12 protein-coding genes are annotated in these 14,273 nt (G+C 42.8%); 3 read left to right on the top strand and 9 right to left on the bottom strand.

All coding sequences use genetic code 11. The features are described 5' to 3' along the window. Positions 1 to 53 precede the first annotated feature (53 nt). Positions 54 to 800: a DNA polymerase III subunit epsilon gene (gene dnaQ, locus K358_RS0111320; protein ID WP_027696931.1), complete on the bottom strand. Its 747-nt coding sequence runs from the start codon at positions 798 to 800 to the stop codon at positions 54 to 56. Between the two features lie 81 nt (positions 801 to 881). On the opposite strand from dnaQ, the gene rnhA reads away from it, so the two are divergent. Continuing rightward, positions 882 to 1,343, top strand: a complete 462-nt coding sequence (rnhA, locus tag K358_RS0111315) for a ribonuclease HI (protein WP_027696930.1) — start codon at positions 882 to 884, stop codon at positions 1,341 to 1,343. Between the two features lie 9 nt (positions 1,344 to 1,352). Here the strand turns inward: rnhA and K358_RS0111310 are convergent, their stop codons facing one another. Continuing rightward, positions 1,353 to 2,105: a class I SAM-dependent methyltransferase gene (locus tag K358_RS0111310; protein ID WP_027696929.1), complete on the bottom strand. Its 753-nt coding sequence runs from the start codon at positions 2,103 to 2,105 to the stop codon at positions 1,353 to 1,355. A 40-nt stretch (positions 2,106 to 2,145) separates the two neighbouring features. Between K358_RS0111310 and gloB the strand changes: the two genes are divergently transcribed. Together gloB and K358_RS0111300 are read left to right on the top strand one after the other, a co-directional pair. Then, on the top strand, positions 2,146 to 2,928 hold the full coding sequence (gloB, locus tag K358_RS0111305) for a hydroxyacylglutathione hydrolase (RefSeq protein WP_027696928.1): 783 nt from the start codon (positions 2,146 to 2,148) through the stop codon (positions 2,926 to 2,928). 211 nt (positions 2,929 to 3,139) lie between these two features. Beyond that, the gene (locus K358_RS0111300) at positions 3,140 to 4,687 is read left to right on the top strand and encodes a lytic transglycosylase (protein WP_027696927.1); all 1,548 of its coding nucleotides are present in this window, start codon (positions 3,140 to 3,142) and stop codon (positions 4,685 to 4,687) included. Between the two features lie 81 nt (positions 4,688 to 4,768). On the opposite strand, the gene K358_RS0111295 is transcribed toward K358_RS0111300, so the two are convergent. The 7 genes from K358_RS0111295 to lpxB all read right to left on the bottom strand — a co-directional run bounded on the left by K358_RS0111295 (position 4,769) and on the right by lpxB (position 14,221). Further along, positions 4,769 to 5,623 carry an endonuclease/exonuclease/phosphatase family protein gene (locus tag K358_RS0111295; protein ID WP_027696926.1) on the bottom strand — a complete coding sequence of 285 codons (855 nt, stop codon included), beginning with the start codon at positions 5,621 to 5,623 and terminating at the stop codon, positions 4,769 to 4,771. 87 nt (positions 5,624 to 5,710) lie between these two features. Further along, entirely contained in the window at positions 5,711 to 6,049 is a 339-nt protein-coding gene (gene glnB / locus K358_RS0111290; protein WP_027696925.1) for a nitrogen regulatory protein P-II, read from the bottom strand. 110 nt (positions 6,050 to 6,159) lie between these two features. Next, positions 6,160 to 7,509, bottom strand: coding sequence for a tRNA lysidine(34) synthetase TilS (gene tilS, locus K358_RS0111285; RefSeq protein WP_051241290.1), 1,350 nt, complete (start codon positions 7,507 to 7,509; stop codon positions 6,160 to 6,162). A gap of 93 nt (positions 7,510 to 7,602) precedes the next feature. Beyond that, positions 7,603 to 8,562: an acetyl-CoA carboxylase carboxyl transferase subunit alpha gene (gene accA, locus K358_RS0111280; RefSeq protein WP_027696923.1), complete on the bottom strand. Its 960-nt coding sequence runs from the start codon at positions 8,560 to 8,562 to the stop codon at positions 7,603 to 7,605. A gap of 167 nt (positions 8,563 to 8,729) precedes the next feature. Continuing rightward, positions 8,730 to 12,209: a DNA polymerase III subunit alpha gene (gene dnaE, locus K358_RS0111275; protein WP_027696922.1), complete on the bottom strand. Its 3,480-nt coding sequence runs from the start codon at positions 12,207 to 12,209 to the stop codon at positions 8,730 to 8,732. A gap of 219 nt (positions 12,210 to 12,428) precedes the next feature. Next, a complete protein-coding gene (gene rnhB, locus K358_RS0111270; RefSeq protein ID WP_027696921.1) occupies positions 12,429 to 13,052 on the bottom strand; it encodes a ribonuclease HII in 624 nt (207 codons plus the stop codon). Further along, positions 13,052 to 14,221 carry a lipid-A-disaccharide synthase gene (lpxB, locus tag K358_RS0111265; RefSeq protein WP_027696920.1) on the bottom strand — a complete coding sequence of 390 codons (1,170 nt, stop codon included), beginning with the start codon at positions 14,219 to 14,221 and terminating at the stop codon, positions 13,052 to 13,054. Before lpxB ends, rnhB begins: the two co-directional genes overlap by 1 nt. Positions 14,222 to 14,273 lie beyond the last annotated feature (52 nt).

Raw genomic sequence — 14,273 nt, 5'->3', positions numbered from 1 at the left:
CTCAATGGTCACTCAACCATTGAGGTGTTTTTTATTCCATCAAGAAAAGAAACTTACTCTTCCGGCTCACAACGCCATAAACAGGTACCTTTTTTGGCAAATAAATCCAAACGCTCTTCATGTTGCTGCAATTCTTCATCGGTCGCTTTTAAGACTTTCAACGCTTTACGTCCCGTCACTCGCTTTATAGTTTCACCGACGCCACCATCTTTAGACTGACCGGCATTGAACTGCATGGCGGTTTGGCCACCGGTCATTAGCAGGTAGACATCAGCCAAAATCTCCGCATCGAGCAAAGCGCCGTGCAAAGTACGATGGGAGTTATCTATACCGTAACGGTCACATAAAATATCAAGATTGTTTCGCTTACCGGGGAAGATCTTTTTGGCCATCGCCAAGGTATCGGTAATTTTACAAATCTGTGATGTTTTTACGTCTTGATTAGCCAGCTCAAACTCATAATCCATAAAGCCGACATCAAAGGGTGCATTATGAGCCACCAGCTCAGCACCTTTAATAAACTCTAAAAACTCTTGATGAACTTGTTTATATTCAGGCTTATCGACTAGGAATTCATCGGTAATACCATGAACTGCAATCGCTTCAGGATCTATTTCACGATCTGGCTTAATATAAACATGAAAATGCTTACCGGTCAGTTTGCGATTAACAATTTCCACCGCACCGATTTCAATGATTCGATGCCCCATATATACTGGGCCACCTTCTCGGTTCATACCGGTGGTTTCGGTATCAAGAACAATGATGCGATCATAAGAAACATTAGTGCTGGTATTCATAATAAACTCTTGTCAGACTAGCCGTATTAGTGACTGGTTATTCCAATCTGATTATTCAATATAGGCACATAGTATCAAATCATGACGAAACACGTAGAAATTTTCACAGATGGTTCTTGTTTAGGTAATCCAGGCCCTGGCGGTTATGGCATAGTGTTGCGCTATAAAGGTAAAGAAAAATACCTATCTGAAGGTTATACCCTCACTACCAACAACCGCATGGAAATGATGGCAGCCGTCGTTGCCCTTAAAGCACTCACCGAACCTTGCCAAGTCACTTTAACCACGGACAGCCAATATGTACGCCAAGGTATCACCCAGTGGATCCATGGTTGGAAAAAGAAAAATTGGCAAACATCAGCCAAAAAGCCAGTCAAAAATGTCGATCTATGGAAAGCGCTTGATCAAGAAACCGCTCGTCATCAAGTGGAATGGAAATGGGTAAAAGGGCACGCCGGACACCGCGAAAATGAAATTTGTGACGAACTGGCACGTACGGCTGCCGAATCACCAACTCAAGAAGATAAAGGTTTCGAAGGGTAGCTATTTCATCTAAACCTTATTGTTCTTTACTTTAGATGAAGCTTTATTAAACCCCACACTGGCGGGTGAAAAACGACGATTTTTTACTTTCCAATGGGGTTTAATTGGTTTTAATGGATACATACGCTTTTTGGCAACAATAAAATACACACTACCAAATGTTGAAGCGCAAGCTCCCATACCATGCTCAAGCCAAGTAGTCAGTGCTTTGCCTCTACGAACAGGAAACAGTGCATAAGTATCACAATGAACCACTTCATAATTGAGCAAGCCTAACCAATCTTTAATTCTATATGGCGTAAACATGCGGCCACTCCAAGGCAAATTGTTTTTACGCCAAGGTAATAAACTCGCCGCGCCTGTTAGGCTTATAGGATTAAAGCCAGTCAGAATAATATGCCCATCATCGATAATTATTCTATCAATCTCTCGCAACAAGCGATGAGGATCGCTACAATAGTCTAGCTGATGGCAAACCAAAGCAGCATCGATGCTTTTTTCAACAAATGGTAAATCATAAGCATCAGCAACAACGGAATGAAGCGGATTGGCAATATCGACATTCACTTGATGTTTGATATTGCAATTATGCGTGGTTAATTCACAACTTAAACCACCCAGTTTTAACATGTGATAACCAAATAACTTAGGGCACCACTCATCAAGACGGGTTTGGATCGATTCAACCACCCACTCACCATTTTTTAGCTGCTGCCAAGAATGGGGTTGGATGAAAGATTTTTGAATGCGTGCTGGCTTCATAGATTAGATATCTCTTCGCAGTCCGGATTGGAGATCCACAATGTTAACTGATAAAAAAAATTCAGGCTTAACGGTCGAAAGCATACCTGCATTTAATGATAATTACATCTGGCTGATTCAAAATAATAGTCAGTCCTGTGCTTTAGTCGATCCCGGTGAAGCTGCCCCTGTTTTACAACGCTTACAGCAAGATAATTTAGAATTAGAACTTATCATCATTACTCACCACCATCCCGATCATGTCGGTGGCGTGGCAGAACTATTACGTCACTACCCTAAAGCTCAAGTTATCGGTCCAAGTAATGACCCAGTATTAATGCTGACTCATTCTGTACAAGGTGGCGACCGTATTGAAGTCTTTGGTGAAACCTTCCTTGTGATGGATGTCCCCGGACACACTAACGGGCATATTGCTTATGTCGGTGACGGCAAACTATTTTGTGGTGATGTGCTTTTCTCTGCTGGCTGTGGTCGAGTATTTGAAGGCACCTATGAGCAAATGTTTGATTCACTACAAAAATTAGCAACCCTACCTCAAGAAACCGAAGTCTATTGCGCCCATGAATACACCTCATCAAATTTGTCGTTTGCCTTAGCGGTAGAGCCGGATAATGAGTTACTGCATAACTACCGTGATGAAGTGAATCGATTGAGAGCACAAGATAAACCGACGATTCCAACCACCATTCGTCAAGAAAAATGGATCAATCCGTTTTTACGCTGCCAGGAACCAAGCGTGATGAAAGCGGTATCGGCACGCACCGATGAACTCACCGAACTCTCTGTATTTTCAGCCTTACGTGAATGGAAAAATGAATTCTAAGGATTATTGACGCTTATTGGTTAAATTTTGTTACTTTTTTTAAAAAACCGAAAATCGTTGCTAAATTAATCAAATCGCTCATAAATTTATCTAAAACCCAATGGAACCTTACACATTTTGTAAGGCTTTATGGGGTTTTAGGATAATTCTCACTTGCTACTCCTTGATAAACACAAGTATCATTTGCAGCCGTTTTTTAGAGGTTGTTTTAATGAATTCAAAATACATTTGGGCTATGGCATTACTACTAGTAGGTTGCCAAAGCGTACCGACATCCACCGATCAACAGACCGATGCGCCGGAAAAAGCTAGCCAAACTGTAATAGTTGAATCCTCTACCTCAGCAAAAAAGCAGCCACCGAAGCAATTAACACCACAAGAGCAACAAAACTTGTGGAAACGCATTTCAATGCAATTCAAGCTACCTATTGCAGATGATCCTAGTATTGAATACTACCGTAAATGGTACCTTGACCATCCTGAGCACCTAAAAACGGTGTCAAAACGTGCTGAACCTTTTTTGTATCTCATCACAACCAAAATTGAAGAGCGTAACCTACCACTGGAACTAGCGTTACTACCAGTAGTAGAAAGCGCCTTTGATCCTTTCGCATACTCCTATGGTAGTGCTGCTGGCTTATGGCAGTTTGTACCAGTGACAGCCGACCGATTTGGTTTAGAGCGTAACTATTGGTATGACGGACGCCGTGATGTTAACGCTGCGAGCGATGCAGCTTTAGAGTACATGACTTATTTAGGAAATCGTTTCGACGGTGATTGGGAAAATGCTATCGCTGCATATAACAGTGGTGGTGGTCGCGTATCTAGCGCGATTCGTAAGAACAAAAAACTGGGCAAGCCAACCGACTTTTTCTCATTAGATCTACCAAAAGAAACTCGTGGATACGTGCCTAAACTACTCGCACTAGCAGATATTCTTGCCAACCAAAAAGAATATGGTGTCGATCTTCCTGTTATTGCCAATAAACCAGTACTGACACAAGTCGATCCAAAGGAACAGCTAGACCTTGCCATTGCTGCTCAATACGCAGGCATGTCAGTCAAAGAATTACAAAGCTACAACCCAGGGTACAACCAGTGGGCAACCTCTCCAACGGGACCATACACTTTCTTGATCCCGTTAGAAAAAGCGGACCGCTTTAACCAACAAGCTGAAAAGAATCGTGGTAAAGGCATCAAATTCGCTCGCTATAAAGTTAAGCCGGGTGATAGCTTAAGTGTGATTGCGAGAAATAATCAGACCACCACTAAAGCGATTCAAACAGCAAATAACATGAACGATGTCAATATCCGTATTGGTCAGTATTTGATGGTGCCGAATTCTACTCAAAATAATAAGCAATACTCGTTAAGTGCCACTAACCGTTTAGCGAAAATCCAATCGACTTCTCGTGGTCAGTTGAAATCTGAATACTCAGTAAAAAGTGGTGATAGTTTCTGGACCATTGCTAAACATAATAACGTTTCCGTACAATCTCTGGCTAAATGGAACGGCATGGCTCCCAAAGATCCATTACGAGTAGGCCAAAAATTGGTTATCTGGAAGGAAAACAAAAGTGGTGCCATTATCCGCACCGTGTACTACAACGTTCGTTCTGGTGACACTATCGGCAGTATTGCACAACGATTTAAGGTGAATACCGACCAAGTACTTGCTTGGAACGGCTTAAATAGAAAAGACTATTTAAAACCCGGCCAGAAACTAAAACTTTATGTCGATGTGACCAAAGTGGGCTAACAACCACCTTCATCTTTATACGCTACATAGCAAAAAGCCTCGTTAATTCGAGGCTTTTTGCTATGTATAATTTCTCTATCGCTACTGCTGTATCAACTCAAAACTCACTAGCATCGGGTTATGATCTGAAGCTGTGGTGATGGGCGAGCTTGCTGAGTTAAAATTTAACCCGCGATAAAATACATGGTCAAACGCTAGATCGTTAACAAATAAACGGCGGTTGTCCGGGCTGAATACGGTTTCTTGTAGCTCTAGAGTATTAGCGACTTTAAGTAATTGCTCATAACGCGCTTCACTCCAAGTATTAAAATCACCAGCAATGATTAATGGCCCTTGGTGTTTTTGTACCGCTTTTTTCAATTGCTCAATTTGCTGCTCAAATTCATCGGTTCCAACAGTAAAGTTGATAGCATGGATATTCACCACCACAAGATCTTGTCCATTCGATAGTGAATAGCGGGCATATAACGCTGACTTCGGTAATTGGATCCAAGGCTCGACACTCGTATAAGCACATGCTCGATTAGGTAATTGATAGGCTAGATTAACCACACCAGAGCTAACCCCAAAGGCTTTAAACGCGTTGACATAACTTGCCCCCCACGATTGCTGATTAAGCCATAATGTAAACTGTTCGGTTAAACTGGCTTCTTGCAAAAGGATTAACTGCTTATCATGACTAAAAGATTCAAGTGCAGCCTGCCAATTTTCATCGCTTTGTTTATAAATATTCCAAACTAAAATATTCAGTTTTCCATTCACATCAATAGCCGGCGTTGGTTGTTCAGATTGGTGACAGTACCAGTCGGATTGCGAAGAATGATGACCAATCGAAATAAGCTGAGGCTGCTTGGGGATGGTAAAAATAAAATAAAAACCGACAATCGTAATAATTAAAAGAGCGACAGCGCCTAACGTCCAATGCTTTAGTTTCATTGATTACCTAACTAGAAGTGATAAAAAAGGAAGCCAAAGCCTCCTGAATTAATGTAATTGGTATAGTAATGAGTTCGGGGGGGGGGATTATACCGCTTCGTCGTCTTCTTCGCCGGTACGGATACGAATCACACGCTCGACTTCTGTGACAAATATTTTGCCATCACCGATTTTACCAGTTTGCGCAGTTTGCATAATGCAATCAATACATTCATCAACCACATCATCAGAAACCACGATCTCTAACTTCACTTTAGGTAAAAAGTCGACCATGTACTCTGCGCCACGATACAGTTCAGTGTGGCCTTTCTGACGGCCAAAACCTTTGACTTCCGATACCGTCATACCTGTGATGCCAACATCGGCTAACGCCTCACGTACATCATCCAGTTTAAATGGTTTAATGATTGCTTCAATTTTTTTCATTGGTTCTTATCCCTAAAACTCTGAAATTGCTTTGAGTATACCCCTCATCTAAGACTATGAAAAGATACAATCCCTATATACCCAAGTGACTTGGGTATATCTCTAATTCGCTATTTTTTATGCCAAATCAATTGATAATCAGCACCACTATAGGGCTTACCGACAAACAATCCCGCAGCAGCAATCAACTCACTATCATCAACCAGAAAAGGAATACGTTGCCGCTGCCAAGTGGGTATTTGGTATTCTTGCAGCAATTTTTTTAAGCTTCGACCATGTTGTCGATCTTGCGGGTGTGCGTGAATACCGGTTGCACTGAATGTCACTTTAATCTGATTATAGCCAATAGGCAGTGACAAGGTTTGAATGCTGCTCGCTGCCAGGCTTGTTGCATCAAAAGATTCAAGCTCGTTTCTTGCCTTAAGTTCCAAGCGGCCTAGGCCATCAGGCAAAGTAAGAGGCTGTTTGATGTCCCAATCCAAAACCTCAGCGCTAAGATCTTGCATGGCACTAAACACCCAAAGCTGCTGCTGATGGCGACCAATATGGGTATTGCCGTAACGAAATACTGGCGCGGCATCGCCTTGAGCAAGACCTACATCTTGCCATATTTGCGTTAATTGCTTGGCGCTTGGCATTAAGAAACCTTGCTCTTGTAGCCAAAGCCTTAAAATCGCGCCTCTCGCCGCCTCTGACTGTTCTTTTAGTAAAGAGACCGATAATGCTCCACCTTCACTACACATTTGCTTATAACGCTCATAGAGCAGCTCATTAAGCAATGATTCTTGTTGTGCGCACAAAGCAGCACTACGCGCGACGGTTTTTTCAATATTTGGCCAGCGCTGTCTTAAAATTGGCGACACTTGATGGCGAATAAAATTTCGGTCAAAACGGGTATCAAGATTACTTTCATCTTCAATCCAATCGAGCTGATGCTCATTCGCATAGCTGAGCATATCAGCACGAGAGGCGTCGAGCATCGGACGTAATAAGCGCGCGGATTCAAACTTGCCATCGATTGCCATCGCAGATAAACCTTTCGGGCCACTGCCACGTTTTAATGCCAATAAAAACGTTTCCAATTGATCGCTTTGATGATGTGCTGTCAGTAGCAGACTAGAGGAATTGAGATGTTGCGATAATGCTTGATAACGAGCGGTTCTTGCAGCTTGCTCTAAACTAATGCGGTTGCCTAATTCTAGCTGTACTTTTTCTGCTACAAATGCAATATCAGCTTGCTGTGACCAATATTGGCATTGCTGTAGCCAATGATCGGCGTTCTCACTTAATCCATGATGAACATGCACCGTTAAGTAGTCATATTGCGGATAATCACACTTAAATCGAGCAAGTAAATGCAGCAGTACTCGTGAATCTAGCCCACCGCTTAGCGCCAACACCAGACGAGTTGACTCTCCGATATGGCTCAATAAACGTTGAACAAAACCTTGATACAACATGTTAATTCCATTAAGAAGAAAGCAAGAAGAATAAAAACAAAAAGCGAGCCTAAGCCCGCTTTACAGTTGATTAACCTTAACAGTTAAACGAGTTTAGCAGTAACCGTAGCTCATTAGGCGCTGATAACGACGCTCTAAACGGTTTTCATTATCTAACGCTTCAAGCTCATCTAATTGTGCCAGTAATGTCGCCTTCATGCTTTCAGCAGTAGCAACATAATCACGATGGGCGCCACCTAGAGGCTCACTGATTACCGTATCAATGAGGCCCAGCTCTTTCAGACGAGGAGCCACGAGACCCATCGCTTCAGCCGCTTGTGGGGCTTTATCTGAATCACGCCATAAAATAGAAGCACAACCTTCAGGTGAGATTACCGCATACGTTGAGTATTGCAGCATATTAACGTAATCACCCACACCAATCGCGAGTGCGCCACCAGAACCGCCTTCACCAACAACATTACAAATAACCGGCACTTTCAAGCCTGACATGACTTTCAAGTTGCGAGCAATCGCTTCCGATTGGCCACGTTCTTCGGCACCAACACCAGGGTAAGCACCTGCAGTATCGATGAAAGTGATCACAGGAATATTAAAACGTTCAGCCATTTCCATTAAGCGTAATGCTTTACGGTAACCTTCTGGACGAGGCATACCAAAGTTACGACGTACTTTTTCTTTGGTTTCACGACCTTTGTGATGACCAATCACCATAACTGGACGACCTTCGATACGCGCTAAACCACCAACGATTGCTTTATCATCTGCGTAAGCACGATCACCAGCAAGTTCATCAAACTCTGTAAAAACATGTTCAATATAATCGAGCGTATATGGACGCTTTGGGTGGCGAGCTAGTTGAGCAACTTGCCATGCACCTAGGTCACTAAAGATCTTTTTCTTTAGCTCTAAGCTCTTTTTTTCTAGTTGGTTAATTTCTTTTTCTAAATCAACCGACGCATCGCCACCGTGGCGCGAAACCTCACGTAAAGCTTCAATTTTAGCTTCAAGTTCAACAATAGGTTTTTCAAATTCAAGAGAATCTAGGCTCATCAATGGATCCTTTATTTCATTTTAATTCTTTTATCACTTTAAGGCATTGAACCGTCAACGGCGATAAAAAGTATACAGAGCATCACTGAAAATATTCAAAGCAAAATTGTAAACCGAAGCAACCAATTCATAATTTGAATAACAATGTACTAATAATGCCCTGTTCTTTAGTTAAATTCGAGTTCTACTTGCTTAGAACCGAGCAGAAGTTTTAAATCATCCAGTAAATTATCGTCTGGTGTCACTCGCCACTCGACACCAAGTGATAGTTTTGCTCTGGCATCTTGGCGCTGATAATAAATATTTACTGGCACCGTACCCGCTCGGTACGGCTCTAAAATTCGATTAAACTGCTCAAAGAATTGACCGTCTATCTGAGATTGCTCTATAGAAATCGATAACCCTTTGGCATATTTTTCACGTGCATCAGCGAGACTCATCACTTCTCGGGCCGACATCTTAAGCCCACCGTTGAAGTCATCAAAGCTGACCTGTCCAGAAACCACCACTATTTTATCTTGTTCTAACAATTCCGCATACCGTTCTAAGGCATCGGAGAACAACATCACTTCGACTCGACCCGAACGGTCATCAAGCGTCATTAAGCCAATTCGCGTACCGCGCTTGGTTGTCATCACACGTGAAGCAATCACTAAACCGGCGACCGTGAGTGATTGATCTCGTCGAGTTGGTTGTAAATCATTTAAGCGACAGTTGGTATATTTCGCCAATTCTTTGAGATAAGCATTAACTGGGTGCCCCGTCAAATATAGACCTAAAGTGGCGCGTTCACCTTCTAACCAAACTTTTTCAGGCCATTTAGGAACTTGCGCATACGCCTGCTCAACTTCTTCTGGCGCTTCAGTCAATACGCCAAACATATCGGATTGCCCAAAGGCTTCAGCTTGGTGAAATTGTCCAGCCGCTTTAACAGCTTCATCAAGTGACGCCATCATGGCTGCGCGGTGCGGGCCTAAACGGTCAAGCGCACCGGCTTGGATCAGTTTTTCAATTACACGTTTATTACATTTTTTCAAATCAACACGTGCACAAAAATCAAATAGGTCTTTAAAATAACCACCTTGTTCACGACAAGAGATAATATTTTCAATTGGGCCTTCACCGACCCCTTTTATCGCGCCGATACCGTAAACAATCGCGCCATCTTCATTGACATTAAAGCGATACAAACCTGAATTCACATCCGGCGGTAATACTTTAAGATTCATTCGAATACATTCATCGACCAGACCGACCACTTTTTCGGTGTTGTCCATATCGGCCGTCATTACCGCTGCCATAAATTCAGCAGGGTAATGAGTTTTTAACCACAATGTTTGATAAGAAACCAGTGCATACGCTGCGGAGTGAGATTTGTTAAAACCATAACCGGCAAATTTTTCTACCAAGTCAAAGATCTTCATCGCAAGTTCGCCATCAACTCCGATGCTTTCGGCACCCGATTTAAAAATCGAACGCTGCTTAGCCATCTCTTCTGGTTTTTTCTTACCCATCGCACGACGCAGCATATCCGCGCCACCTAGAGTATAGCCAGCCAGAATCTGCGCAATTTGCATAACCTGTTCTTGGTACAAGATAATGCCGTAGGTTGGCTCTAGAGTTTCTTTTAGTGACTCATGTTGCCATGTTGAATCAGGGTATGAGACTTCTTCACGACCATGCTTACGGTCGATAAAGTTATCTACCATGCCCGATTGCAGTGGGCCCGGACGGAACAAGGCCACCAACGCGATAATATCTTCAAAACAGTCAGGCTGTAGACGTTTGATCAAATCTTTCATACCACGAGATTCCAACTGGAATACCGCCGTCGTTTCTGAGTTTTGTAGTAAGCGGAATGACGCCGGATCTTCTAAAGGAATCGCTTCGATGCGAACCGGTTCTTTGCCTTCTTTTTGCAATCTAGGATTAATTAAACCTAGTGCCCAATCAATAATAGTTAAGGTTCGTAGACCTAAGAAGTCAAACTTAACTAAGCCCGCCGTTTCCACATCATTTTTATCAAATTGCGTTACGGGGAAGTTACCCTCCGAATCACAATAAATGGGCGCAAAGTCGGTAATCGTAGTAGGCGAGATCACCACGCCACCAGCATGCTTACCGGCATTTCGAGTACAGCCCTCAAGAATTCGGCACATGTCGATGAGTTCTTTTACATCTTCATCGACAGCATACAACTCTGACAGTTGTGGCTCAGCATCAAATGCTTTAGCAAGCGTCATTCCTGGATCAGGCGGTACGAGTTTTGAAATACGATCGACAAAACCATAAGGATGGCCTAGCACCCTACCCACATCGCGAATTACCGCTTTCGCTGCCATGGTACCGAAAGTAATGATCTGAGATACCGCATCACGGCCATACATTTCAGCAACGTGATCAATCACTCGGTCACGCTTATCCATACAGAAATCGATATCGAAATCGGGCATAGATACACGTTCTGGATTCAAAAATCGTTCGAACAGTAAGTCATATTCGAGTGGATCAAGATCGGTGATTTTAAGCGCATACGCCACCAATGAACCGGCGCCTGAACCACGGCCGGGGCCTACTGGAATATCGTTATCTTTTGACCATTGGATAAACTCCATTACGATCAAGAAATAACCGGGGAAGCCCATTTGGTTGATAACATCCAACTCGATTTGCAAACGCTCGTCATAGTCAGGGCGCTTTTCTAAACGAACTTTTTCATCAGGAAATAAAAACTCTAAGCGTTCTTCCAAGCCTTCTTGAGATTTTTTGACCAAGAAGTCTTCTATGGTTAAATCACCGGTAGGGAAATTCGGTAAGAAATACTCTCCTAAGCGAACCGTGACATTACAGCGCTTAGCGATTTCAACACTATTTTGCAGCGCCTCAGGAATATCTTTAAACAGCTCACACATTTCTTCTTCGGTACGAAGATATTGTTGAGGGCTGTAATTTTTAGGACGACGCGGATCTTCTAACGTATAGCCATCATGAATGGCCACGCGAATTTCGTGGGCATCAAATTCTTCTGAGGTTAAAAAGACCACTTCATTAGTTGCAACAACCGGCAAGTCATACTGCTCTGCAATATCGAGTGCAAAGTGTAAGTAACTTTCTTCATCGGCGCGGCCTGTTCGAGTAAGCTCAAGATAGAAGTGTTCAGGGAAGTGCTCTTGATAGAAGTCGATACAACGTTCAACCAGTGGCTGGTTACCTTTAAGTAACGCACGCCCCACTTCTCCAACACGACCACCAGAAAGAATAATCAACCCTTCCTTATGATTAACTAGCCATTCTTTATCGATGACAGGTTGGTGTTGAACATGACCACGCTGATAAGCTTCTGAAATCAATAAGGTCAGGTTTTTGTAACCAACGTTATTTTTGGCTAGAACCGTAATTTTGGTTAGCTCATCAGCAAAGTCTGGCGATTGCAAAGTAAAGTCAGCACCAATAATTGGCTTAATGCCGCAACTATGGGCAGTACTGTAAAATTTAACCAAGCCACACAGGTTAGTGAAGTCCGTTAATGCCATGGCCGGCATATTAAGCTCAGCGACTTTTTTAACCAATGGTGGCACTTTCGATAGGCCATCAACCATCGAATAGTCACTGTGAACACGAAGATGTACGAACTTAGGATCAGACATAAATTTACTGTACTTAGCTTTTAATAATGAAAGTGCTAGATAATGTTGAAAGTGTAAGGGTTAATGGTAAACGCAACAATGGTTTTATTGGTTGTCTAAGCCAAAGTAATTGAAGTTGCAGTGAGGCGACAAGTGAATGAAACCTCATGAGCATAGCTTGTCTATGTGATTGGGGCGAATGAACGCCGTCAACAACACTGCAGCTTCAAGTACGAAGGGTTAGATCTCTAATACTTTCTTAACTGGCTTATAACTTTTGCGATATTGCGCCAGAAGCTCTGGCATTTGCGCGATATCATGATCAACAATCGCCTGCATGTGTACTTTAGTTGGATAGCCATTGTGCTTGGCAAAACCAAACATTGGGTACTTAGCATCAAGCTGCTTCATTTCTTCATCACGAGCTACTTTAGCTATAATCGATGCAGCACTGATTTCAGCAACACGCAAATCCCCTTTCACTACCGCAGCACTTGGCATAGGTAATTCAGGAGTTCTATTGCCATCTATCAATACAAATTCTGGCTTCACTTTTAACCCTACCACCGCTCTTTGCATTGCTACCATAGTTGCTTGCAGAATATTGAGTTCATCTATTTCCCAGGCTTCGCAGCGACCGAGTGACCAAGCCAATGCTTTCTCTTGTATTTCAGGCAACAAGGCGAGACGTTTCTTTTCGGTTAGTTTTTTTGAGTCATTTAATCCTTCAATTGGATTATTCGGATCAAGGATCACTGCGGCCGTCACCACGGCCCCAACTAATGGCCCGCGACCGACCTCATCGACACCGGCAAATAAATCAAAGCCTGCGGGATATTCAAATTCAGGTAATTCAACACTCATTATTTTTTCTCTTGCTCTGACAGCAGTTTCTCTGCATCAATAAGATTTAGCACCGCTTTGGCTGCTTGAGTATCGGCATCTTTACGGATCCACTGATGCATTTCATGGAAAGTCTGTTGCATCTGCTGACCTTTATCACTCATTAAACGAGTCACCTCTGAAGCTAAATTTTCAGGTGTGCAGTCTTCTTGTAAAAACTCTTTAACCAATTCTTTATCCGCCAAAATATTCGGCAGAGATACATAAGCCGTTTTTAGCATACGACGAGCAATAAAAGCACTGACAGCATTAACTCGGTAGCCGACCACCATAGGTCGGTTGACCAACATGCATTCTAACGCCACAGTGCCAGATGCCAACATAACAACATCAGAGGCTTCCATCACAGTACGTGCGGTGCCATCTCGCAATTCAAAATGCAATTCAGGCGCAAACTCTTTCCATGCGGCTTCAAACTGCTCACGTCGTTTTTGATTCACCAGTGCAACCACAAAACCTAAGTTTGGATTTTGCTTGGCAAGTTGTTGGCACGCTTGTAAGAATGGTTCACACAGCATTTTCAGTTCAGCATTACGGCTTCCCGGCAGCACTGCCAACCAGGTTTTATCTTGCGCTAAACCTAATACATCTCTTGCTGCGACTTTATCGGTTTGCAAAGGGATCGTATCGGCTAAAGTATGGCCAATAAACTCACAAGGAACATTGAACTTGTCATAAAACGCTTTTTCAAACGGCAAGAACGCCAGCACCAAATTGGTGGCTTTGGCGATACCATGAATACGGTTTTGACGCCAAGCCCAAACAGAAGGACTCACATAGTGAACGGTTTTAATACCCGCTTGTTTTAATGCCAGTTCGACTCGCAAATTAAAATCTGGCGCATCAATGCCAATAAACACATCCGGTGGGTTTTGCTTAAAATAATCGACAATCGATTTTTTGATTTTCAAGATACGGAATAAGCGACCTAGTACTTCCACTAAGCCCATCACAGAAAGCTCTTCCATATCAAACAATGACTGGCAACCTTCTTCGATCATTTGTGGGCCACCTATGCCAACAAATTCCGCATCAGGGTAACGGACTTTAATCGCGCGAATTAAACCTGCGCCTAAAGTATCGCCAGATAATTCACCCGCCACTACACCAATTCTCAATCGACGCTTCATATCTATTTTCCTAATAAAAAAAGGCCCGAATTAACTAGGCCTCTTTAATCAA

This window comes from Vibrio litoralis DSM 17657 (genome assembly GCF_000426765.1).
GTDB classification, from domain to species: domain Bacteria; phylum Pseudomonadota; class Gammaproteobacteria; order Enterobacterales; family Vibrionaceae; genus Vibrio; species Vibrio litoralis.
The sequence above is the reverse complement of the archived record's forward strand: the minus strand, read 5'-3'. Positions and strand labels throughout refer to the sequence as shown.